Source organism: Ruegeria sp. THAF33 (genome assembly GCF_009363615.1).
Classification (GTDB): Bacteria; Pseudomonadota; Alphaproteobacteria; order Rhodobacterales; family Rhodobacteraceae; genus Ruegeria.
In genome coordinates, this window is record NZ_CP045385.1 from 665747 (window position 1) to 689415 (window position 23669).

Below are 23669 nucleotides of genomic sequence, written 5' to 3' on the forward strand. Positions count from 1 at the left end.
TGCGCACGACCCATGAGCATCACATCACATGCATGTGCATTCGTATTGCCAGATTGCCCAGCACCCAGACCGTTCCAAAAATCATGATCAACAGAACCATCGTGGAAAACAGAACCAGATGCAGGTCTTCGCGGCTGCTGCGCCGGCGATCGATGTGCAGGAAATATACAAGTTGCAGAACAAGTTGGGCCAGACCCAGCAATCCAATTGTCAGGTAAACACCGGGGGTTTCGATCCCAAACAGATGGGCCACGCCGAAGGTCGCAAAAGTCAACAGCAGCGAACCACCGTATCCGATCAAATAGCGCCGACGCTCGCGACGGTGCATTTCAGAGCGTTTATCCATAGGTCAGACCTCCGAAATAAACGATGGTGATGATCCCGATCCAGATCAGGTCCAGAAAATGCCAGAACAGTGCCAACCGCACCACACGCGAGATAATGACGTCCGTCATCCCTTTCACGCGCAGCTGAATACCCAGAACGATCAGCCACAGGCACCCTGCGGCGACGTGCAGACCATGCAGCGGAACAAGTCCGAAGAAGGCCGACAAGAAACCGCTGCGCTGCGGAATGCCACCTTGTTCCGCCATGGCCATGAAATCACGCACCTCAAGCACAAGGAAACTGATCCCCAGTAAAAGCGTGACGCCAAACCACAAGACAATCCGAGCGCGCGGCAGATTGTATTTCAGCGCCAGCATGGCAAGGCCAACCGTCAGGCTGCTTGTCAACAGGATAAGCGTCTGCGCAAAGATGCTTTTGAGATCAAACAGCTCGTGCGGGCCGGGACCACCGGCCTGCGCATCGATCATCGTGATGTAGATCGCAAACATCAGGCCGAAATAGACCAGGTCACTCATCAAAAAGACCCAGAACCCGAAGGTGACGACCTCGGTCGCCTTATGAGCACTCGCGTGGCGTTCCCCCAGATTAATACCTGGATAGCTGTGGGTGGGCGCGCGCTTCATGTCACCGCCTCCAGATCGGGGCGGGCGAGGCCGCGATTTTCCGGAGACGTTTCAAAATCGCGATCCACCGCCTTTTCGCCGTGCACCCGTGCAAGCCAGGCTTCGTGATCCTTGCGCACTTCTTCCGCTGGTATGGTCAGCTCGGTGCTGTCATCGAACGTCCAGACGATCACCGCCAGGATCATCAGAACCGTCATCAATGCAGCCAACCACCAGATCCACCAGACCAGCGCAAACATCCAGATACCGCTCAGAACACACAGGACAAAGCCAATGCCTGTATTGCGCGGCAATTCGATGTCTTCATAGGCGTCAGGCGTTGGGTAGGCTGCACCCTTGTCCTTTGCTGCCGCAAAATCATCCCGATCCGTAACGGTTGGGATGATCGCAAAGTTGTATGGCGGCGGCGGCGACGGGATTGACCATTCCAACGTCCGCCCATCCCATGGATCCCCAACGGGAACGCGGGTCTTTTCGCGGTCGCGGATGCTGACCCAAAGCTGGATCAGAACCGAGAACAACGCGCAGGTAATCACCAGCGCCCCAACGATCGCCACCATCATGAAAGGATGGAAGGATGGGTCATCGTAACTGAAAGAACGACGCGGCATCCCCATCAGCCCAACGAAATAGAGCGGCATGAAGGTCAGCAAAAAACCTATGGTCCAGAGGGCAACCGTGACGCGGCCCCAGACCTCGTTCAGGCGAAAGCCGAACGCCTTGGGGAACCAGTAGTTATAGGCGGCCAAAAGACCAAACAGCACCCCCGGCAACAATACGTTATGGAAGTGGGCCACCAGGAACAGCGTATTGTGTACCTGATAGTCCACGGTCGGATTGGCCAGGATCACCCCGCTCAGGCCACCAATCACGAACAACATCAAAAACGCCAAGCCATACAACATCGGCACCGAGAACCGGATGCGACCCCGCCACAGAGTCGCCATCCAGTCATAGACTTTTACACCGGTGGGAATGGCGATCAGCATCGTTGCGATACCAAATACAGCGTTGATCAGGGCGCTCTGCCCCATGGTGAAGAAATGGTGCAGCCATACCGTAAACGACAGAACCGCGATGGACATCGTGGCGATGACAAGCGAGTTGTAGCCGTAGAGCCGCTTGGCCGAAAAGGTCGCAAAAACCTCGGAGTAGATGCCGTAGGCAGGTAGAACCAGCAGGTAAACCTCGGGGTGGCCGAACAGCCAGAAAAGATTGGCATAGTTCATCATGTTGCCGCCGAGGTCATTGGTGAAAAAGTGGAAGTCCAAATAGCGGTCCGCCGCCAGCAACAGCGCCGCGACGCCCAACGGCGGCATGGCAAAGACGATCAGGATCGAACTGCATATGATGGTCCAGCAATACATCGGCAGCCGCATGAAGGTCATGCCCGGCGCGCGCATCTTGTAGATCGTGACGGCGAAATTGATCCCGGTGAGCGTTGTGCCGACACCCGAAACAACGATCGCCCAGATCCAGTAGTCAGGCCCAACGCCCGGATTGAAGGCGGCCCCGGTATACGGCGGGTAGGCCGTCCAGCCACCGGTCGAGAACCGCCCCACCACCAGCGAAACCATAAGCATCATGCCGGAGGACACCGTCAGGCCCAGACTGATCTGGTTCAACCGAGGAAACGCCACATCCCGCGCCCCGATCATCAGCGGAACGACATAGTTCGCGATACCAAAGACAAAGGGCACCGCGACAAAGAAAATCATGATCGTGCCATGGGTGCTGAACAACTCGGCGAAATGTTCGGCTTCCAGGAACCCGTCGCCCGGGCCCGCGGCCTGCTGCGCACGCATGACGACGCCTTCCAACACGCCGCGCGCCAGCATGACGATGGCAAAGACGACATACATGATCCCTATCTTCTTGTGATCAACACTGGTCAGCCAATCGCGCCAAAGGGGCGTCCACAACCGAAACCAGCTGAGCAGGCCGACCACGACGAAAACGCCAACCAAGACGATTGCGGCGGCGGCGTTGGCAACGATCTCATTCGCGTTCGGGTTCTGGATCAATCCTGTGATCGGAAGCGCATCCCAGTCGAGGCGGCCGAGGAAGCCTGAATAGGACGGCGTCATTGCTGCACCTCCTGCCCGAAGGATGCCGTTCCCGGCTGTTGATCCACCGGCAGCGCTTTGCCGCTGTGATAGCGGTGCAGGATCGTTTGAAACAAATCTTGTTCCATCGTGAAGTACAGCGCGTCCTTTGGCATCTTGTCGGTGCCCAGCGCCGCCTGCACCTCATCCCTGTCTGTCCGCATCGCAAGCATCTGATACGTTTCCGGGTCCAGTCGGATACCAATTTCGCGCACTTCCCGGGCCCAGCTTTCAAATTCATCACTGTGCATGGCAACGGTACGAAATTTCTGTTTGGTAAAACCCCGCCCGTTGTACTGCGTGTTCTCGCCTTGCATGACTTCGGGGACGTCCGCGACCAGATGCAGTTGCGTGGTCATTCCTGGCATCGCGTAAATCTGGCCTGCCAGCGCAGGGATCATGAAGGATTGCATGACGGTATCGGTGGTCAGAGTCATGGCCACTTGCCTTTTGGTGGGAATGCCGAACTCGCCCACACTGGCGATACCAAGATCGGGATAGATGAACAGCCACTTCCAATCCAGCCCGACAACCTGCACGCGCAAGGCCGGATCTTCACCAAACGCCGACGCGTACGGATCAAGCCGATGGGAGGCCTTCCAAAGGTAGAACGACAGGAGCGCCACAATCACAACGGGCACACCCCACATGAGGAATTCCAGTTTCGCGGAAAAATCCCAATCCGGTCGGTAAGCTGCGTGGCTGTTCCTTCGGCGGCGATAACGAAACGCGATCAACGGCACCAGTATCAGGACAGGGATAACAGCCACCATGATCAAAGCGGTCGCCCGCAGCAGATGCGTTTTCTGGATGGCGGCAATGGGTCCTTGCGGATCCATGAAACTGTCGCTGGCGGAAACCATGTGCGGCATCGACACAAACAGGATCACCGCCATCGCAAGCAAAGGGATTGGATTGGGCGTTTTTACATGTGCCATGACTGACTGCCCTTTCCTCAAACAAATTTTATTCGACTATCGACAAGTGCGTGAATTTTCTCAAGAGTTTTTCAAACCACAAATTGCCCAAGTCTAACCCAATTCAACTTCGGGTATATAGAACCAAGGATGCGCGGTATCTTCCCGTTGACTTGCAATCCCAACCGGGACAGACAAAATGAAGATGCGTATTCTGGTATTCTCTTTCGGGTTGATCCTGCTCTTTCAGCCCTCGTTGGCGCAGGATCGTGCGGCGATCGAACGCCAGTTTCAGTCGTGGTTGCAGGAAACCGTTTGGCCCCGGGCAAAGGCCAAAGGTGTGACACGAGAGACGATGCAACAAGCCCTCTCTGACGTGACCCTTGACTGGAAATTGCCGGATCTGGTGCCACCGGGAAGCACGCGCATAACTCCCAAGGTCCAGAAACAGGCCGAGTTTGGCTCACCCGGTCGCTATTTCAATCCGGGGTCGGTGCAAGGCGCAACATCAGCAGGACGTAAAATGGCACGGCGCCATGCCGCAACTCTGGCGGCGGTCGAAGCCGAAACCGGCGTTCCTGCCCGCATTATTCTGGCGATCTGGGGAAGAGAGAGCGGATACGGACAGGTTCCGATCCGGCATGATGCTTTCAGGGTACTGTCGACCAAGGCCTTCATGAGCACCCGTGCAGACTATTTCTCAACCGAACTTGTTGCCGCCCTGCAAATCGCAGAGGCAGGGCACCAGCCCGCCCGGCAAATGAAAAGCAGTTGGGCTGGCGCTTTGGGTCAGCCTCAATTCATGCCGTCCAACTACTTGTCTTATGCTGTCGACGGCAACGGCGACGGGGCGGCTGATATTTGGGGGTCACCCGAAGATACGATTGCTTCAATCGGAAACTACCTCATGAAGCACGGCTGGGTTCCTGCACGGGACTGGGGATTCGAAGTTTTCGTACCCCAAAATGTCTCTTGCGCTTTGGAAGGCCCTGATCAGGGGCGACCTATTCAGGACTGGGTTGAGATGGGGGTACGTCGCGTCTCGGGCAAACCCTTTCCGGCCCATGAGCTGCGTGGTGACGGGTATTTGATGATGCCCGCAGGACGACATGGTCCGGCTTTTCTGGTTACGCCAAACTTCTACGTTTTAAAGGAATACAACAAAAGCGACCTGTATGCCTTGTTTGTCGGCCATGTTGGCGACCGTATTCAATACGGAATCGGCGATTTCAATGGCGCTTGGGCAAGGGTCGGCGGGCTGTACAGATCCGATATTGCCAAGATGCAGCAGGCGCTGGAACAAAAAGGACATGATGTCGGAGGAGTCGATGGACTGCCGGGGTTCAAAACGCGTCGTTCGATAGGTCGATGGCAAGAGACCGTGGGCATCGAACAGACCTGCTTTCCGGATGCGCTGATGAAAACAAGCCTGGCCCCGTGAGGCAAACCAAGATGTTCAGCCGACTCTGACACTCGGCCGGCTCATCGATCCAATGTGCAACAATCAGGCGTTCCCAGAACCTATCTATGGAACCTCGTAACAATTGTTGCCAATTCGAAAACAGAATTTGAAAGGGCAAATCAAAAACTCGGATGCGTTGAACAAGGCGGTCAGCCGCCCTTTTGCCAAGGAAGATACTCTGTCCGGCTACACCCTTTGACACGGTATGTCCTTTGGGCCCCTTGCTTCCGAAAATGAGGGTTGTGGGCTGCATTGGGCGGGTTGCGGTTTTCCGGGTGGGAAAACCACGCAAAAATAATGTGATACGCGGCGCGGCAACCCGGTCGGGTCGGTTCAGGGAACTCCATGAGCTGCAAGACAAGCCGCGAAGAACAAGCCTACGAATTTTTTCGAGATGGACCGGTGGTGATGTGTCCCACTCTACACTGTGCAGTCAGCCAATGATCCAAGCGCGTCGTACATAAAGATTGTATTGATACCGCATCAGACCGGGCTTTTGACTCCTCCTTGGCAAGGTGGCACGATTTGACTGATAGCAGCCTGATACATCAGGCATCATTGATTGACAGGGTATTGCAGCCTATGAGGACATTCCGGACATTTTCTGCTCTGCTGGCAAAACTTGATAATTGAGAGGCACCATGACACGCAAAGTTACCAAAGCGGTTTTTCCAGTAGCGGGCATGGGAACGCGTTTTTTGCCAGCAACCAAATCCGTTCCGAAAGAGATCATGACTCTGGTGGATCGTCCATTGGTGCAATACGCAATTGACGAGGCCCGTGCCGCCGGGATCAAGGAGTTTATTTTTGTAACGTCACGCGGCAAATCCGCGCTGGAAGATTATTTTGACCACAACTTGGTGCTGGAGCAGGAGCTGAAAGCCAAAGGCAAAAACAAACTTCTGGATGTGCTGAACAAAACGAATATGGAAAGCGGCGCGATAGCTTATATCCGCCAGCACAAAGCTTTGGGGCTGGGACACGCGGTCTGGTGCGCTCGACGGCTGATCGGCGATGAACCATTTGCCGTCATGCTGCCTGACGACGTCATCGCCGCCGACAAACCCTGTCTGCAACAGATGATCGAGGCCTACGAAGACACCGGTGGCAACATGGTCGCGGCGATGGAAGTTCCAAAAGAAAAGACAAGTTCCTACGGCGTGCTCGATGTTGGCGACAATATCGGGTCTGTCGTCCCTACCCGAGGAATGGTTGAAAAGCCTGACCCATCGGAAGCACCATCCAATCTGGCGGTCATCGGTCGGTATGTGCTTCGGCCGTCCGTTTTGAACAACCTCAACGCAAAAAAAGCCGGAAGCGGCGGCGAAATCCAGCTGACCGACGCCATCGCCCAGGACATTGCCGCGGGAGTGCCGGCCTACGGCTATAAATTCGACGGTCAGCGTTTTGATTGCGGTTCAAAATCAGGCTTTCTGCAAGCCACCGTTGCTTTTGCTCTTGCCCGCGAAGACCTGCGCGATGATCTGAGCCAATATCTGAATGACATTGTCGCCACGGGGAAAGCTGCTCAGTAGCCACAGATTGTTTTACTTGACTAAAAACATGGCAATACTGTCAGTCACCCGCAATTCGAAGGCACGTGCATGACCAATACAGTCTACCCCGTCATTCTTTGCGGAGGTTCGGGAACACGTTTGTGGCCCCTGTCACGCAAAAGCTATCCCAAGCAATTCGTTCCTCTGGTCGGCGAAACAAGCCTGTTGCAGAATTGCGCGGAACGGATGCTCGGCCCTTCGCAGGCCCCGTATGCAAAGCCACTTGTTCTGACCAACGAGGCTTTTCGCTTTATTGTCCCGGAACAATTGATGGCCGTCGGAATTGACCCCGGGCCAATTCTGATCGAGCCCGAAGGTCGAAACACCGCCCCCGCTGTTCTTGCCGCAGCCTTGTATCTGGCGGCGCGAGATCCCGATGGCATCATGCTGGTGGCGCCGTCTGATCACGTGGTTCCGGACATGGACGCCTTTCATCAAGCCGTTGCCGAAGGCGTACGGGCAATAAGTGAACGGCGCGATCTGGTAACTTTCGGCATCACTCCGACGCACCCGGAAACCGGATACGGCTATCTCAAACTCCGCCATCCGCCGGATACGACCCATGAGGCTGTCCCATTGGATCGTTTTGTGGAAAAACCTGACCGCAAAACGGCCGAGGCGATGCTGTCGGATGGCAGCTATCTTTGGAACTCGGGGATCTTCCTGTTTGCAGTTCGCGATATCCTGGCAGCTTTTGAACAGCACGCGAGCGAACTGATCCCGCTGGTTCAAAAGGCCGTTGCCGAGGCAAAAACGGATTTGGGATTTCTTCGACTGGACCCGGCGGCATGGGCGGGTGTGGAAGACATTTCAATAGACTACGCAGTGATGGAAAAAGCCCTGAACCTGAGCGTGGTGCCTTATTCCGCTGGCTGGTCCGATGTCGGAAGCTGGACCGCGGTTCAAGAGCTGTCGAACCCCGATGAAGACGGTGTGGCGACCAACGGAGAAGTAACAGCAATCGACTGCCGCAATGCGCTGATACGGTCCGAGTCGCCGGCGCAGGAAGTCGTGGCAATGGGTCTTGAAAACGTAATCGCCATTGCGATGCCCGATGCGGTTCTGGTCGCGAGCATGGACAAGGCCCAGGACGTGAAACAGGCCGTTGCAGCGCTAAAGGCCAAGGGGGCGAAGCAGGCAGAATCCCTGCCGGTGGATCATCGTCCGTGGGGCTGGTTCGAAAGCCTTGTGATCGGAGACAGGTTTCAGGTCAAACGCATCCATGTGCATCCTGGCGCGTCGCTCAGCCTGCAATCTCACCATCATCGTTCCGAGCATTGGATCGTGGTTGAAGGCACGGCCAAGGTCACCATCGATGATCAGGAACGTTTGGTAACCGAAAACCAATCCGTCTATATCCCACTGGGAGCGACACACCGAATGGAAAACCCCGGGAAAGTTCCCATGGTATTGATCGAAGTTCAGACTGGCACCTATCTGGGTGAAGACGACATAATCCGATACGACGACATCTACGCCCGAGATTGATTCTCGGGCATCGTTCTGCACGGGAACACCCATCGGCGGGTTCCCGCAGACATCAGAATATTACCAAAATCTTCCCTGAGCGGTCGGCCCGGTCAGACAGGATTGACGCGCTTTGCGGCAGGGTAGCGCGCAACCGAAGCTTCGGACCGACGCCACAGGAGGACCCCCCGTGTCACAAACATCCCCCCGATTGAAACTGCCCTTGCTGCAACCGGCACAAGCGCAAAAACACGTTACCCACAACGAAGCCCTGAGACAGCTCGATCTGGTCGTGCAACTCTCGGTACGGTCAACAGATTCCGGGACACCTCCTGTTGTCCCCGAGCAAGGCGAAGTTCATGCCCTTGGAGCCAACCCGACCGGGGACTGGACAGGACATGCCGGTGAACTTGCCGCCTGGCTGGACAACGCCTGGCATTTCGTGACCCCCGACATTGGCTGGCGCGCCTGGGATGAAGCGGCCGGAGATCTGAAATACTGGACAGGAACAGCCTGGGCCCCCCTGCCTGTCAGCACTCAGAACCTCGACGGAGTCGGGGTTGCGACCAATTCAGACAGTACGAACCGTTTGTCCGTTCGCAGCCCGGCGACCTTGCTGAGCCACGAAGGCGGCGGGCATCAGCTGAAGATCAACAAAGCCAGCGGAGATGATGCCGCGTCGCTGTTGTTCCAATCGAACTGGACAGGTCACGCGGAAATGGGACTGTCTGGCTCAACCGAATTTTCCATCAAAGTGTCTCCTGACGGCGGCAACTGGACTGAAGCGATGACCTTTGATCCCGTAGCCGGAACCGTGTCGGGCGCAGCTGTTCAGGCCGATGCCAGCGATACGACTTCGGGCCGACTGATGCGCGCCGACTATGGATACGGCCCTGGAAACCTTCTTGGAACAGTGACCGAAAACTCAGGTGTTCCGACCGGCGCTGTCATTGAGCGCGGCAGCAACGCCAACGGAGATTATGTGCGGTTGGCCGACGGCACTCAGATCTGTACGGCCATGCTTGCGCCCGTGGCCTGCACGACTGCTGAGGGTGCTCTTTTCAAAAGCGGCCCAATAACCTGGGATTTTCCGGCTGTTTTTTCGACCCCCCCGAACCTGAACGGCACTGGAGGCGTTGCAACCCGATTTACCGGGTTTGATACACCTTCGTCGTCCCAATCGACATTCATTGTCTTCTCGGTGATCTCGGATGCGGCAGCCTTGGCGCCATCCGTCACAGCCATTGGTCGCTGGTTCTGACAGGCAGGGCCGCCTGGATACCGGATCAGGCGGCCAATCCGGCAGCAGATCGGTTGCGACCCGTTCCGCTTTTACCCGCGCCACAAGATTTGCAGCCCTTCATCACGCCGAAAAGCAGAATGGTTGCTGGAACTCCTGCTCGCGGAACGCAGCAAACAACTTGAAAAAAGGAGGTTTGCACCGACCAAACATACGCGATCTGCCCGTCCGACTTCTCGTGCCAAGTCGAAGCCGAAGACAATATTCGTTTACAATCAATCAGAATCGGTAGGTCGCCCCGATCACCGGCCCGGACTGATGGAACTCGAAATCATTGCCGCCGATCTCATGGTCGAAGGCGATATAGCGATATCCGCCACGGATCACCCATCTGTCATTGATGGAATAATCCGCCGTCAAAAGAACCTGCCACGTTTCGCTGTCACTTCGGAAGCCGCCATAATCAACGAACCCGGTTCCCGTCCATTTGTCGGAAAAAACGTAACGTATTCTTGCGCCAATGACCGGGTCTACCCAATCGTCGTCAACAACGGTCGTGCGCCCAGGTGCCGAAGCGGACGTTAGTGTGAAATTGGTTTCGGTGCTGAACCATCTGAAACCACCGGCAATGTCCAGTTGAACGGAAGGATCTTCATAGACCCGATAGGCCACGTACCCACTGAGGAACTGGGTGGTGAATGATGTATCGAGAGTGGATCCAGACGGACCGGCACCACTGTTGCTGAAGGATAAATTTGTATAATTGTAGTCAGCCAGCAGGCTCCAACGCCCATTGGATGCCGCAAACGCGCCCATAAAGGCGAAATCCAGGTTGCTCAGAGCGTCAGAAAAACTCAACGTGCCGTCCAATGTCCCTGACGGGGTTTCGATAGACGTTTCCGTTTCAGGCATGAAAAGGTAAATCGTCGCTTCATAGGACCAATCGCTTTGCTGCGCGGAAGCGGTTGTGCCAAACGCCGCAACCAAAGCCAAACCCGCGCCTCTTATTGCCAATTCTGTTTTCATCTCGTCCCTCCAATATTTCAGATGTAATTCAGCTTTTTGGTGATCCAGAACAGGATTTCCGCCAACACACTGATTGCGCCCGCCTTGTCCGTAATTACCAGCGCCGTGCCGGAAGTCCCGAATGGAAAATCTTCGATATTGATCTGGTCCGGAACTTCGATCAGCACCGGATAACTGGACACGCCAGCCAGATCGCGCAGTGAAGGAAGGCCCGTGCGCGAGTCAACAACGCCCTCTGCCGTTCCTACGGGCAACGATATGACGGTCCCATGTATTTCACCGCCCGGCTCGATTCGCAGCGCAAGGCGGATCTGGTCGCCGACGGAAACGTTCATGCGACTTGATTGGGGCAAACTTGCGATCAGATGGCGGTCATCGGGGACAACAAAAGAGATCGCCCCCTGTGCGATAGATACACGATTTCCGGGACGCAGAGAAACGGCGGTGACAAAGCCGTCTTCCGGCGCGCGCACGACTGTTTGTTCCAGATTCCAAAGCGCCTGCGCCAAAGCCTGCTCAGCCTCGACCACACCGGCATCAATGCCGTCGATCTTGGCGGCAATCCGCCGCTCCAGACCGGCTTTGCGCGCCTCGGCCGCGCGCAGGCTTGCGGACAATTGATCGATGGCAGACACAGCTTCCTGCAACTGGAAGGTCGTCGATGCCCCCCGCTTTTCAAGATCGACAATGTCGTCACGGCGCTGGACGCCAAAGGTCAATTGCGCGGTGAGGGATTCAATGTCGGCTTCCGCCGCTGCCAGGTCGGACTGTAACTGATCTGCCGCAGAACGCGCGGTTTCAAGACTGGCTGTCAGCCGGGCGACTTCGATCCGAAAGGGTGTATCGTCAATCCGGAACAGCGGATCCCCTTTCGCGACCCGTTCGTTGGGGCGGACCGAAACGTCAACGACAGTACCTGACACATTGGGGGCAATGTTGGTGGCAACGCCCTGCACCGAAACAGGCCCTGTCGGTGTGGTGTGGTTGAGGGCACCGATTACAACCAGAGCAATGATTGCAGCACCCCCATAGACGACAGATTTCCAGAACCGGTTCCATGGAAGCAGCCCCAGCTTGGAAAACACCACCCAGATCACTCCGAAATAGAGACCTAAGACAATAAGCATATGTTTACTCCATTGCGCAGAGCTGCTGATACCAGCGGGGCGCAATATTTGTTTCGGATGCGGCCAAGAAGTACGCCAACGCTTGCCCTATTTGCGTGTCGATTTCGCGGCCGCGCATTTCTGTTGACGCGCGCGGCCTTGTTTCATTGTTGCGCCGCAGATCTTTTGACCATGAAAGCCTCGACTGCCTGTTGCGTTTCCGGCCGCAGGTTTTCAATTCCTTCATACGGCATTCCTGTGGCCGGGCCAGTGTCAGGGAAAAGCTCTTTTCTCGCCATGTGGCGTCCCAGTATGCGGACGAACTCCTGCCCGCCCCAAGCACCAACTTCGGTCGAAACCGGGTATTTTTCGTGGGTGTCGCGCATCACATCAAAGAAATCTGCAATGATCGCGTTTTGACCCGGCCCGGGAAGGTTGAGCTTCAGCTTGTCCTTGACGACCGCCTTTGGGGTACTCACCGAATAGATGATCACGTGATCACGCCGACCTTTGCTTTCATCTTGAAACAGGATCGAGGCGGATTGATCCACGCCATCAATCAACCGGTCTCGGGGAATATGCTGAACCGCGCCGCCGAATCTAGCCAGCGTCGTATAAAGATCAGACACATGAATAATGTTGTTGATCATGCTGTCTGGTTCAATCAGACCCGGCCACCTTATGAAAGCGTCCACGCGAACCCCGCCTTCGGTCGTATCGCCTTTGCCTCCGCGAAAGACCATTGGCGTAAAACCGGATGCCGGTGAATACTTGGTGAAATGGCCGTTGTCGCCCATCAACACGACAATCGTATTATCCGCCACGCCAAGCTCGTCCATGCGCGTGAAGATTTCGCCCAAATACGTGTCCAGCTCTTGCAGTTTGTCGGCGTACAGACCTCCATTGACGCTTTCCGGCCCGTCACGCCCGGCCCGCGTGTTGTCCAGCGGGATCATCGGCCAATACTGTAGGAAGAAAGGCTCAGTACCGCCGGCCAAGCGGTCCAGTTCACTCAGGGTTTTGTCCTGAAAAGCTTGGTTCATCTCATCATATTTGGCTGCGTTCCAACGCTCACCCGGCTCCATTCGGATCTCACGAACAGGTCCGCCGGCATTTCCTTCGATCACCGTGGCCATGGCCGATGCATCGGGGCGGAACCAGTCGTCGATCGTGTAATCGTCGACAAAATCTGCGATACCAACCGAAACCTGCTCGCGGATTGCATCGTCATTGAAAATCGTCAGCTGACCTTGTTGATGAACGGCGTGCTGCGCATAGTCGAACCCCTGGTTCATTGCCCAGCTCTCGGCAATGTCACCCATGTGCCACTTGCCGACATGCGAGGTTGCATATCCTTCGGCCTTCAGAACCTCGGCAAGCGTCACTTCCTCTCCGGGCAGACCGAAACCGGCGATGTCGACGGTCGTATCACCCATTCCGATCCGAACCGGCAGACGACCGGTCGTCTGGGCCACACGTGTCGGGGTGCAGGATGGCTCTGTATACATGCGCACCATGCGCATCGCTTCGTCGGAAAAATCGTTGATGTTCGGGGTGCTGATGCCGCGTACTGCGTTCAGTTCCGGGATACCCATATCCCCAAAACCGATGTCATCGACCAGAATACTGATGATGTTCGGGGGGTTGCCACCGTTCTCGTCTCGAAATGCCGCGAGAGCCTGATCAACGGCGGTATCGTCCTGTTCCCAGGCATCCTTGTTCTGGGCCTGAAGGATATAAAACTCGGAATCATGCGCAATGGTTGCATCCTGCGCGTAGGCAGGTGCGCTGATCGCCAGAGAACCCAGCAAAAACAACTTGAGATCCATTTCTTTAGGTTTCCTTCTTCCTTGGGTTTTCTTCTCGCTCCAGACCCTGTGCGATAAGATCGTGGGCGACACTGGAAAGCGTCTGACCGGTTAAATCCGCAAGACGCGTAAGCCTGTGACGCTGTGAGGGTGTAAGGAGGGTCACGATCCGTTCCGACCGCACTTCTGCTTTCGGAAGCGGAGGGCGACCACGTTTGGGCGCGGCAAGCGGATCGGGCAATTTCATTTGAACATATTCCTATGTTTCGACTAAGCTTTTCATGCAAACTACAGGGGAGATGTTTTGCACCGCATCAAAAAATCGACAAAACTAGACTTGGCCCCGCCCGAAGCGCCCCGGTTTTTTGCGGCCACTTTCCGTGATCCGAACCAAATCGCCGCAATATCCAAATGGGATATGGATTTCCGTCAGATCGAAGACGGCGAAATGCAGGCTGATTTCAAGGTCAGATCCGGCCCGCTGATTTCCGTTATGAAGTTTGGTTTCTCGCGGCGTGTGCACCAGATCGGCGCGTCTCCGAAGGGGCACATCACATTTGGCATCCCTACCCATTCAAGACTGACGGACTGGAACGGTACCAGCATCGAAACGCCACCGTTTCTGTCCTTCGGCAGCGGCGATGAGTTCGACTGTATCAGCGACAGCGGGTTCGGCGGATATACGATGACCGTTGAAACTGAGAATGCGATGAAAATAGGCGAGAAGCTGGGGATCGCAGTCTCTGATACAGAATTCGGGGCATTTTTGTTGCCTGCAACGCCACCTGATCGCTCGACTGCGCTTTTGAACAACATTCAGACTTTGTTGGCGAACCCAAATTCGTCAGAACAGGGCGAAACCCATTTGATCGAAGAGATACTGCGGATCGCTTTGGGGGGCGGGGCGGATCGCAGGGAACCGCGGATAAACCGAAAAGCTCTGGCACTTGCTGCGGCCATTGATCGGATGACGGCGACCCCGGACGAAAACGTCCCCATCAGCGAGATCTGCGGGGATATCAGTGTGTCATTGCGCACATTGGAACGCGCGTTCAACGAAAAATTCGGTATCGGCCCAAAGGCCTATTACACAAGGCTCCGCCTCAACAGGGTTCGCAGCCTGCTTGCAGAGCAAGGCAAAGATCTGTCAATTTCTGACGCCGCAAACCGATATGGCTTTTGGCATATCGGGCAGTTCTCACAAGATTACAAAAAGTGTTTCGGCGAATTGCCATCGGCCACTGTCGATTGAAAACACATGGCTTTGTTCTATTTGTGACCATGACCTTTCATGGAAGCAAATCCGACACGGCGTAAAAGCTCAGCAGGTCAGGCTCGGGCCGCATTCCATTTCAGGCACATGCGCCGTCATGATCCACAAAATCTTGCTCAACTCTCGCGACTTCGCTGCGGTTCAAAATCCACTTACGCGTTCTATCAGCCAGTACATTGACACTGACCCGATGCCATACGCGGTCAAGACCGTGGCATGTTTGCCAACCGGAAGCGCGATCAGCCGCCAGGTCGCCATCAGAAGAGCCAAGGCAGCAATAAAACTCAGCTGCCCGGCTTCGACACCGAGGTTGAAGGCCAGCAATGCCGCGGGAATATCGTCAGGAGGCAACCCGATATCAGCCAATGCTCCTGCAAAACCTAGGCCGTGCAAAAGCCCGAACCCGAAGCAAACGATCCAGGGTTTCTGTTTTGAAAGCCGGAACCGTCCTTCGCCGCCTTTGACGATCTCCATCGCCAGAAAAACGATGGACAACGCGATAACGGCCTCGACCGGTGGTCCGGGAACATTCAAAACGCCCATCGTTGCCAGCGCCAAGGTTATTGAATGCGCAAGTGTGAACGCTGTTACGGCTCCGACAAGTTTCCATGGATCGCGTACCAGAACAAACAGCGCGAAGACAAACAGAAGGTGATCCCAACCCTCCAATATGTGTTCAAACCCCAACTGGGAATATGCGGCAAACACTGACCATGTCGACTGTTCAGAAGGTATGATTTGGACATTGATATCCGGTGTAAAACGAAGCGTAGTAGGTTGCGCATCCTGGGGATGTACACGCGCCAGCACGTCGTTTCTCTGAGTCTCAAGGCCCTCAATGGCAATGGGTTGGCCCGCGATACCCGCCTGGCATTCGACGACCCACGACGAAACCCACCCTCGACCGTCGGAAACGGGATCCGGGCCACGCGCCGGTGTGCAGCCATCTGGCAAAACTGCGTCAATCGCCATCGGTTGGCCATTCACGTCGGGCTTTCGCCAATGAACGCTCCAGCTGTCAGAGGCAATTTGACGAATTTCCAGATATCCCGGATCAAGCGCGTGCGCAGCAGCGAAATTTGCAGGCCACACAAAAAGCAGCGCAAACAGGAAGCAGATCAAGGTTCTCATTTGGCCGGGCCTGAAAGATCGGGGGCCACAATCTCGTATTTTTCGGCCAGAGACTGATATTGCGCTTGCGCCAGATCTTCACTCATCGCGCGGCGCCAGTCCCGCAGCACCGTATTGTGAATTTCAGCAAGTGGCGGTGTTCGGCTGGGCTCGACAGCAACGACCTCGACAAAGTGGATACCGTAACCTGACCGGATCGGACCCGTCCACTGACCTGTTTCGACCTCTGTGATGCTTTTCGAAAACCCTCCTCCAAAGACCGACTCGACAACCCGCGTCGCGGACAAAGGCATTGACGCCGGCAGCAAGGTCGAACCGCCCAGATCGGAAATGTCCTGCTTGGCGCGCAGGCTGGCGAGGGCTTTCTCGATTTCGGCCTCTCCGGGCTCCTCTCCAAGAAAGACCTGATTAAAGGCCACCATGACAGGCGTTGCATAGCGTTCCGCGTTTTCCTGAAGAAAAACCTCCAGATCTTCGTCATTCGGAACGATGGAAGTGGCAATGGCTTCGGTCAGATAATCCATTTTTTGGCTCAGCCGGGTCCTTATCAAGGGATCTCCGCGATCCAGACCAAGTTGTCTTGCCTCTCTGACCAGAACCTCTTCGCGAATGGATGCGTCGACCAAAGCCTTCAGTTCCGCATTGCTTGGAGGGCGTTTCCACTGCGCTTCGAAACGAGCAGACAAAAGCGCAACGTCATTCTCGTCGAGTGTTATTTTCTCAAAATCTTCAACGCTCTCGCTTTCCGGTGCTGCAATATGGAACCAAACAAAAATTGCCGCCCCAATCAAAAAAAAATGGAGCAAAGGTTCTTTCAGTACTCGCATCAAGCCTCCTGCGTGAAACGTGGCCAGATTGTTTGTTCAAATGTTGGCGTCATCGGGTCGGGTTTTGCATGATGATGCCCTCCGCGTGTTACAGTAACGCGAAGGACGCACCGAGGTAAGGTCATTGACTCGGCTTGTGTTCCAATCGCAGAACGGATCACTCTGCCGGGGTGTACCAGATCGGGGACGAATAGGCGCGTTCCTGATGCGTAAGCACTGCATCTTCGGGCAATTCGATACCGTATCTCAACTTGTCGTACAGGATCCAACGCGGCGTTGGAATTTCGATGGCGCGGACGTAGTAAAACGCGCGTGCATTCGGATCGAAATCCGGGTCTGACCATACGGTGACAAGTTCGGCCGTTCCGATTGTGTTGGTCCAGCTGGCAGTCTCCACGTCCACAGTGTTTCCAACCGCAGGGACTTTGCCGTTTTGATCGACCTCGCGGTTATCCGACCATGCGACGTCGTAGACCTTTTCCTGCAAGGCACCTTCAGAATCGAGCCATCCCTTTATCACTTGAACACGGTCCAGATTGGCACCAACCGGGTCGCGCAGAGCGGCGATCAGGAAGCTTGGCGCAGCCTCACCCTCGCGCGGGCGCAGGTCCGAACCCATTGGCACCCCTTTGGTATAACCAACATTGGCTAGGAAACGGGTTTCAACATCTGCTTCACTGAAATCCCATCCGCCAAAGAACCGCAGGCCGATCCTTGGCCCGGTCGTTGCATAGGTTTCGCGGCGCTTGAACGCGTCAAAGATCGCCGAGCGTGTATTCTCGGTAGCCCATACGGCCGTGTATCCGGAGGCGACAAGCAGGTCGCCGGGAATTTCACCAAGGTCATTGGCTATAAACGGATGCTTGATACGCGAGGCTGAGGGTTCGACGCTGACGGATTTTCCAAAGAAGTTGTCTTCTTCGGCCGTGGCCAGAGAGGTATGGCTGTCCGTCGCACCCCCCATGCCGAATTTATAGGGGTTCACGCCAAACTTTTCTTCCAGCATCAATCCGCGTTTCAATGCCTCTCGGGCGTATTCTCCTGCCAGCATGTCATCGGTTTTTAACTCGGTTATGTCCAGATTGCCGACGTCCCAGTTCTCGTAATCGGCAAATTCGTCATCCGGGCTCAGGAAAGGATGCGCTTCTCCGTCGCCCTTTATCTGGGTGACTTCGTAATGGGGCTCCCATTTTGCGCGGTCCGCGACATAATCCTCGTCAACCTTGCCGCCGTGATACGTGTCTTCGGTCGGGAACATCCACCCATTCGACAGGTTCCCGTTATGGGCAAAGGCAACTGCACGCCCCCCCGTTTTTTCCTGATACTCTTCAAGCCAGGCATAAAGCGCCTTTGGATCCGTATCACCGTAGGGCGGTTGCGTGACCGGCGGCACCATTTGAAGCGCCCTGATTGGCCCATCGCGCAGCATGACATTGCGGTGCAAGTTGAACCCTTTCGGTACCGAGGTCCATTCAAAACCGATGAAAGCGGTAAAGGTGCCGGGGTCATTGTGCCGCTCTGCCGCCAGAACGATGCTTTCCCAGGTAAAGGCAAACGCATCGGCACCGGGGCTGTAGGATTCCAGCAGGATTTCCGGCAGTGTCATTTGCGAAAAATTGGTGATGATGTCGAAAGCCGCTTTACCGGCTTCTTCCCCGCCGGCCTTGTACCCCTCGTACCACTCCAGTCCTTTGGGATCAGAAAGAACGCCCGGCTTGCCAGCCTGCAAATCCGGCGCGAACCCCATCAGGTCCGTGTGATCGGTGAGAACCATCCAATCCAATGGTCGTGACAGTCTTACCGGCTGACCTGTTGAAGAAATGACCTGCTCACCCTTGGCGAAACGCCACGCCTCATCCGGCAGCAAGGTGTTCCCGAAAGCACCCGCATCCAGCGAAAGCCCGGTGTGAAGGTGAGTGTCTCCCCATAATGGGCGTTCAGGAAATGTGCGTTGGGCGTAAGGGGAATAGGGCTGATCAGAAAACAATCCCTCGGCAGCATCTTCGCTGGGTACGGCGTCGGCACCAACAACAGCAGGGACCAATACGAGTGAGATTATGCAAGCAGATTTCCGAAACAAAGTGACCTCCCAGTTCAGGAATACTCAGCTGTGAGGGCGAATTTCATCGCGCCATTATTATATTCCCATTTTCTTATATCACATTCTATTGGCCAACGGGTTTTTTTAATCTGAGAGCTGCAAACCCGCGCAATCAGGGAATTCGGCGAAAGCCCTTAGGGAGATCGCTAATCGTGTTCACCTGACAAGACTCGTCGGATCATCTTATCTGATAGTAAAATGAAAGCTTCCGGCTGACGCCCCCAGGCGGGCGCGGGAAAGGTGCGGCGGTTCGAACCTGTTCTTTGGCTGCGCGCTCTATTTCCGGCGAGCCAGAGCTTTCGACGACATCAACCCAAGCCAATGAACCATCCGGGTCAATCTGGAAAAACACCCGCGCATAGCCACGACCGGCAACGTAAACGATTGGCGCCCTGTTCAGATGAACAAGAACCTGACCCGCATAGTTCGTGGTGTCCGAATTTCCCGGCCCCCGCCCGCCTGAACGGGTGCCGCCCCGGTTTTGTCGGAAGGCGTCGACACCCTCTCTTTGATACGTCGCCAGAGGTGATTCAATCGTCTGTTCCGGAAATCTCAGAGCATCAAAGTTGCTTGACGGATCCAACGCACCCCGCAGAGTGGGTTGCGGGCGTCGGTCTGGAAGGCGAGGCCGCAATGACGTGGCCACGGCCTGTTCGGATCCGTCCACGCTTGCATCGGGTACGGTCAGTTCGGCGTCGTCATCCAGAGGTTCCGACGCTTCTTCCGGTATTACAGGTTCAAGTGGGGACGTGTTTTCCGGAACAATAGGAGCCACCTCGACCGGTAACGCGGCAATCTGTTGCTGTTCCTCGGACACCGGTTCTTCGGCAGAAGAAGGCTCAACCGGAGCAACCGCCTCTTCCTTCGGCACCTCGGGTGTTTCGGCCAACGCTTCGGGCCTTGCCGACACAGCGCCTTCAGCTTCGGCGGCTTCGCCTTCGTCCTCCAGGTTCTGGTCTACAGGGTCCACGACAACCTCATCCGGCGCCCTCGGCTGGATAATCGTTGAATCCCCGGTATCGGGCGTGAACGTCTCTTGCGGATTCGGCGAGGCCACGCGGGCATCACTTGTCGGAACTTCTGCCTCCTGCGGCTGGGTTGGCGGTTCCACCGGAGGGGTTGGCGGTTCATCCGGCGCAGGCGGTACGGGTTCGATCGTGGTATCGGCCAACTCTTCGAACGCGTTGCTGAGTTCGATCGTGTCGGTACCGGGTTCCCCGGAAGCCGGGTCTGACAAATCTGGTACCGTGACAATCAGGCCGATCAGATGCACCAGTACGGAAATCGAAATTGCAATGATTGCAACAAAAACGGACCGCCTGATCATTCGAGGGCCTGTTCGGTCACCAGAAAAACGGTTGGCGCACCCAACCGGCGCAAACTGCTGGTGATCTCCATCAATCGAGAGGCCGACGCATTCCTGTCTGGAACGATCCGCACGGGCCCCGAGTCATGCGCGGCCATGAAAGCTTCTGCCTCGATCGGATTGCCGCGAAAACTCAATGTCCCGTCCCTATGAAGAACAAGCGCATCCGGCGGCTCGCGGCCGTCAAGATCCGCAGTATTCACCAGATCCAGATCGGGATCCAATGGCGGTGCAATCGTACCCGTAATCAGAAAAAAGATCAGGATCAGAAAGACGACGTTGATCAGCGGAATTGTGGAATCGCGATTTCGACCGGGTCGGATGTAACGGATCATTGCCTCACTCCAACACCCTGACTGTCAAACCTTCGCGCCCGCGCAAAGGGACAAGCAGGTCCACAAGACGTTGCGCGGTTGTCCCGGGATCAAGGCTTACCAGCACCTGACCGGCCTGGACCTGATCGAACAATTCCTCAAGCGACAGGGGTTGGCCGTTCAGGACAACACGTGCGGGGCCAAGTTGCACGAAAAGGCGCTCGGGCGGTGCAGCGTCGGCATTCCCGCCTGTGGCGGCGCTGCTCAACTCGATCTCGCTGAACCGCGAAAACGTTGAGGACAGCATGAAAAACAGCAAAAGCAGAAAGATCACGTCGATAAGGGGTGTCATCGACATGCGCCGCCGCACAAAAGGCGCAGTGTTACGCATGCTCTGGGGCGACCGGGACCTGTGCCGCCGCCTCTGTGCTTTGGATGGAATGACCGGGAACCAGAACCGTACGCAAAGCCTTGTCCGCAAAAACACGCTCGCGTGCGGTTCGGCTTTCAAGCCAGGACAAAACCATCGAAGTTGGCATCGCAACGGCCAGACCCACAGCCGTGGTGATCAGGGCCACCCAGATCCCGCCGGCCAAAAGTGACGGATCAACCGATGATCCAGCGGTTTGCAAGCTTTGGAAAGCACTGATCATACCCAGAACCGTACCAAAAAGACCCAGCAAAGGCGCCAACTGCGCCACGGTGTCTAGCAAACGAAACCCGCGTTCCAGCCCGGCAAGCGCCAGACCCGCTTCGGCATCCAGCCGGTCATCGGCCCCTGGAACACCAGATGCGTTCATCGCCGCGCCCACAATAGGGGCAAGATAGCTGCTGCTGTCCGCCAGCCTTGCGCGCGCGGCACTGTGATCTCCTGCGTCCCAGGCTGCCAGAGCTTCAGACAGAACCTTGTGCCGCCCGACACCGCAGGCTGCAAATTGCCAGAGTTTGTAGAGGGTGACAGCCAGCGTCAAAACCGACATGGCGATCAATATCGCCACCACCGGCCCGCCGAGGTCAAAAATCTCACGAAGTGCGGCTATAGGACTCATCCCAACAACTCCATTTCCACCCTGCTGCTCAGCGTGAGGGTGCTGTCGCATATGTCGCTTTCGGTACCATCCACGACGCAGGAGTTCGCGCCGTTGATCAAGGCTTGTCCAACTGTGTCACATGTTCTGTTGGGAAGGTCGAACTGGCGCACCCGGGGCCGGTCGGCGGGCAGATCGCGAAAATCGAACAGAGAAAGGTTCAACACACCACCTTCGGTGTCGAAAATGACGGTTTCGAACACGGCACCGTCGATCGGCTGCCCGGTTTCATTCTTGACCAGAAACGTCAACCTGCACGCGCTGGCGACATCCTCGGCCGAGTTCAGCTCCACAAAGAGCCGTGCAGCGGAATCGGATTGTGCAGACGCTGTGGACAGCAAACAGCCAGAAAACATGGCCGCGACCATAATGCGACGAAACAGCATGAACAGACTCCGTGTTGCAGCGCTGGAATAATCGGGCAGCGACCGTCAGCTTGCCCATCTGCGTTTCTACCCGAGGGACATGTTACATTAAAGAGCCGCGAAGGGTGGTAAAGTAAAAGGGTCGTCAGCGCGTGTTGATATACGTACGTTCACGGCAAGACATACGGTGCGCAATCAGAATTTCAACTGTGCCCAAAGCTGCTCCGCGCATCCGGACAACCAGCAAGTCGATGTCGAATCTAATTTGAAAAGTCGCACTTTTTCCAATCAGGTGCTTAAGCCGCAACAAAAGGCGCGAAACTGCGCTCTATCCAGTCTTCACAGAAAATCACTCAAAGCGGTTTTTGAACGTCGTTTTCACTTAATTCTTGCTAAAAGCGCGAAAAATAATGCATATTTGTCTACATTTTTAATGCATATGAATAATAATAACATGCTTTTTGAGAGGCAAGCGTCGAGCACAGCGCGGCTTCCGTGCTTTAAAGCCCATTGGGGGAAGGGGTTCGAGTTTGTCGTTGTTAAAGATTGTAATGGTTCTTTGCGTTGTCGTGGCTATACCGTCGCAGACCATCGCCAACATCGGAAAAATTATTAGCGTCAAACAAGGCGCCCAAGTTGTTCGCGCGGGAAAAGCACAACCCGTTTATTCAGGAATGGAGGTTGCGTCCGGCGACGCGCTCAGCACTGATCAGACTGGCGTAATCCAAATCGTTTTTGTGGATGACACCAAGATTGCCATTGGCCCCAACGCACGCATGGTTCTGGATGTGTCCATGTTGCGAAATAACCGCAAAGCCAAGAGCTTTGCCGTTCAGGCCTTGGGTGGCAGTTTTCGGTTTATTTCCGGGAAAAGCCGAAAGAGAGCTTACTCGATCAGGACTCCGTCGGCGACAATGGCCGTGCGCGGCACCACCTTCGACATGTGGATCGTGTCGGAAAAACAAAGCGCGATGCTTGTCCTGCAAGGTACGGTCCGCATGTGCGGCAGTCAGGGCGCGTGCAGATCTTCGGGGCGTCAATGCAGCATGTTCGCAACAAGCGGAGACGGAGGAGTAGGACGGCCTGCCGATCAGGCGCAATACGAACAAGCGCTGAAAAGCGGGTTTCCATTCGTTCAGTCCCAGGAAGGGCTGCTGCCCCCTTTGCAGGTACGCGTTGAAGGGTGCTCAGGTGATGGAGCGCCCATACGGCGCATCGAGACAGACCGGTCGGAAGCCCGTAGGGACCCTCCTCAGCAACGCGAAGCGCAGAATACGGTCACTGGCCCTTCGCCTTCCGCGAACAATGAACCGGCAAGAGAAGAACCGGACCATGCAGAACCCGAACGCGAAGAACCAGAGCAGGAAGAGCCCGACAGAGAAGAACCGGAGCAGGAAGAACCTGAACCGGAAGAACCTGAACATGAGGAACCCGAACGGGAAGAACCGGAACCTGAGGAGCCCGAACGGGACGAACCAGAGCGGGAAGAAACTGATCCGTAATTGCTCGGGAATTGCTGTTGAACACGCAGTTCCAGTTCCATTTG

Annotated in this window: 22 protein-coding genes; 6 read left to right on the top strand and 16 right to left on the bottom strand. The window is 55.7% G+C overall.

The annotated features are described in order from the left end of the window. Nucleotides 1–19: 19 nt before the first annotated feature. From FIU92_RS20180 to FIU92_RS20195, 4 genes are read right to left on the bottom strand one after another with little or no spacing between them, the layout of a single operon-like run. Nucleotides 20–346, bottom strand: coding sequence for a cytochrome o ubiquinol/quinol oxidase subunit IV (locus FIU92_RS20180; protein WP_253286170.1), 327 nt, complete (start codon nucleotides 344–346; stop codon nucleotides 20–22). Further along, nucleotides 339–971, bottom strand: a complete 633-nt coding sequence (locus FIU92_RS20185) for a cytochrome c oxidase subunit 3 (protein WP_152460501.1) — start codon at nucleotides 969–971, stop codon at nucleotides 339–341. The genes FIU92_RS20180 and FIU92_RS20185 overlap by 8 nt, the downstream gene beginning before the upstream one ends. Further along, the gene (locus FIU92_RS20190) at nucleotides 968–3058 is read right to left on the bottom strand and encodes a cbb3-type cytochrome c oxidase subunit I (protein ID WP_152460502.1); all 2091 of its coding nucleotides are present in this window, start codon (nucleotides 3056–3058) and stop codon (nucleotides 968–970) included. The genes FIU92_RS20185 and FIU92_RS20190 overlap by 4 nt, the downstream gene beginning before the upstream one ends. After that, nucleotides 3055–4014 (bottom strand): cytochrome ubiquinol oxidase subunit II, encoded by a 960-nt coding sequence (locus FIU92_RS20195; RefSeq protein ID WP_254705395.1) that lies wholly within the window; start codon nucleotides 4012–4014, stop codon nucleotides 3055–3057. Before FIU92_RS20195 ends, FIU92_RS20190 begins: the two co-directional genes overlap by 4 nt. A gap of 184 nt (nucleotides 4015–4198) precedes the next feature. Between FIU92_RS20195 and FIU92_RS20200 the strand changes: the two genes are divergently transcribed. From FIU92_RS20200 to FIU92_RS20215, 4 genes are all read left to right on the top strand, one after another. Next, nucleotides 4199–5434 carry a lytic murein transglycosylase gene (locus tag FIU92_RS20200; RefSeq protein ID WP_371419768.1) on the top strand — a complete coding sequence of 412 codons (1236 nt, stop codon included), beginning with the start codon at nucleotides 4199–4201 and terminating at the stop codon, nucleotides 5432–5434. Between the two features lie 662 nt (nucleotides 5435–6096). Further along, entirely contained in the window at nucleotides 6097–6990 is an 894-nt protein-coding gene (galU, locus tag FIU92_RS20205; RefSeq protein ID WP_152460504.1) for a UTP--glucose-1-phosphate uridylyltransferase GalU, read from the top strand. Between the two features lie 69 nt (nucleotides 6991–7059). Then, entirely contained in the window at nucleotides 7060–8499 is a 1440-nt protein-coding gene (locus tag FIU92_RS20210; RefSeq protein ID WP_152460505.1) for a mannose-1-phosphate guanylyltransferase/mannose-6-phosphate isomerase, read from the top strand. A gap of 169 nt (nucleotides 8500–8668) precedes the next feature. Beyond that, nucleotides 8669–9739 carry a DUF2793 domain-containing protein gene (locus FIU92_RS20215; RefSeq protein WP_152460506.1) on the top strand — a complete coding sequence of 357 codons (1071 nt, stop codon included), beginning with the start codon at nucleotides 8669–8671 and terminating at the stop codon, nucleotides 9737–9739. 258 nt (nucleotides 9740–9997) lie between these two features. Here FIU92_RS20215 and FIU92_RS20220 read toward each other — a convergent pair whose 3' ends face one another. The 4 genes from FIU92_RS20220 to FIU92_RS20235 all read right to left on the bottom strand — a co-directional run bounded on the left by FIU92_RS20220 (nucleotide 9998) and on the right by FIU92_RS20235 (nucleotide 13905). Next, the gene (locus FIU92_RS20220; protein ID WP_253285339.1) at nucleotides 9998–10744 is read right to left on the bottom strand and encodes an outer membrane protein; all 747 of its coding nucleotides are present in this window, start codon (nucleotides 10742–10744) and stop codon (nucleotides 9998–10000) included. Between the two features lie 17 nt (nucleotides 10745–10761). Beyond that, nucleotides 10762–11871 (bottom strand): HlyD family secretion protein, encoded by a 1110-nt coding sequence (locus tag FIU92_RS20225; protein ID WP_152460507.1) that lies wholly within the window; start codon nucleotides 11869–11871, stop codon nucleotides 10762–10764. 143 nt (nucleotides 11872–12014) lie between these two features. Next, on the bottom strand, nucleotides 12015–13679 hold the full coding sequence (locus FIU92_RS20230) for a sulfatase-like hydrolase/transferase (RefSeq protein ID WP_152460508.1): 1665 nt from the start codon (nucleotides 13677–13679) through the stop codon (nucleotides 12015–12017). A gap of 4 nt (nucleotides 13680–13683) precedes the next feature. Next, nucleotides 13684–13905: a hypothetical protein gene (locus FIU92_RS20235; RefSeq protein WP_152460509.1), complete on the bottom strand. Its 222-nt coding sequence runs from the start codon at nucleotides 13903–13905 to the stop codon at nucleotides 13684–13686. Between the two features lie 90 nt (nucleotides 13906–13995). On the opposite strand from FIU92_RS20235, the gene FIU92_RS20240 reads away from it, so the two are divergent. Next, on the top strand, nucleotides 13996–14910 hold the full coding sequence (locus FIU92_RS20240; protein ID WP_172978549.1) for an AraC family transcriptional regulator: 915 nt from the start codon (nucleotides 13996–13998) through the stop codon (nucleotides 14908–14910). 162 nt (nucleotides 14911–15072) lie between these two features. Here FIU92_RS20240 and FIU92_RS20245 read toward each other — a convergent pair whose 3' ends face one another. From FIU92_RS20245 to FIU92_RS20280, 8 genes are all read right to left on the bottom strand, one after another. Next, nucleotides 15073–16062 (bottom strand): HupE/UreJ family protein, encoded by a 990-nt coding sequence (locus FIU92_RS20245; protein ID WP_152460511.1) that lies wholly within the window; start codon nucleotides 16060–16062, stop codon nucleotides 15073–15075. After that, nucleotides 16059–16889, bottom strand: a complete 831-nt coding sequence (locus FIU92_RS20250; RefSeq protein ID WP_152460512.1) for a peptidyl-prolyl cis-trans isomerase — start codon at nucleotides 16887–16889, stop codon at nucleotides 16059–16061. The genes FIU92_RS20245 and FIU92_RS20250 overlap by 4 nt, the downstream gene beginning before the upstream one ends. A 157-nt stretch (nucleotides 16890–17046) precedes the next feature. After that, nucleotides 17047–18933, bottom strand: a complete 1887-nt coding sequence (locus FIU92_RS20255) for a DUF3604 domain-containing protein (RefSeq protein ID WP_254705396.1) — start codon at nucleotides 18931–18933, stop codon at nucleotides 17047–17049. 235 nt (nucleotides 18934–19168) lie between these two features. Further along, entirely contained in the window at nucleotides 19169–20317 is a 1149-nt protein-coding gene (locus tag FIU92_RS20260; RefSeq protein ID WP_152460514.1) for an energy transducer TonB, read from the bottom strand. After that, nucleotides 20314–20691 carry a biopolymer transporter ExbD gene (locus FIU92_RS20265; RefSeq protein WP_152460515.1) on the bottom strand — a complete coding sequence of 126 codons (378 nt, stop codon included), beginning with the start codon at nucleotides 20689–20691 and terminating at the stop codon, nucleotides 20314–20316. The genes FIU92_RS20260 and FIU92_RS20265 overlap by 4 nt, the downstream gene beginning before the upstream one ends. Nucleotides 20692–20695: 4 nt before the next feature. Next, nucleotides 20696–21022, bottom strand: a complete 327-nt coding sequence (locus FIU92_RS20270; RefSeq protein ID WP_152460516.1) for a biopolymer transporter ExbD — start codon at nucleotides 21020–21022, stop codon at nucleotides 20696–20698. Nucleotides 21023–21053: 31 nt separating this feature from the next. Continuing rightward, a complete protein-coding gene (locus tag FIU92_RS20275) occupies nucleotides 21054–21719 on the bottom strand; it encodes a MotA/TolQ/ExbB proton channel family protein (RefSeq protein WP_152460517.1) in 666 nt (221 codons plus the stop codon). After that, entirely contained in the window at nucleotides 21716–22144 is a 429-nt protein-coding gene (locus FIU92_RS20280; protein ID WP_152460518.1) for a hypothetical protein, read from the bottom strand. The genes FIU92_RS20275 and FIU92_RS20280 overlap by 4 nt, the downstream gene beginning before the upstream one ends. 653 nt (nucleotides 22145–22797) lie before the next feature. Between FIU92_RS20280 and FIU92_RS20285 the strand changes: the two genes are divergently transcribed. Next, nucleotides 22798–23625, top strand: coding sequence for a FecR domain-containing protein (locus FIU92_RS20285; protein ID WP_253282476.1), 828 nt, complete (start codon nucleotides 22798–22800; stop codon nucleotides 23623–23625). Nucleotides 23626–23669 lie beyond the last annotated feature (44 nt).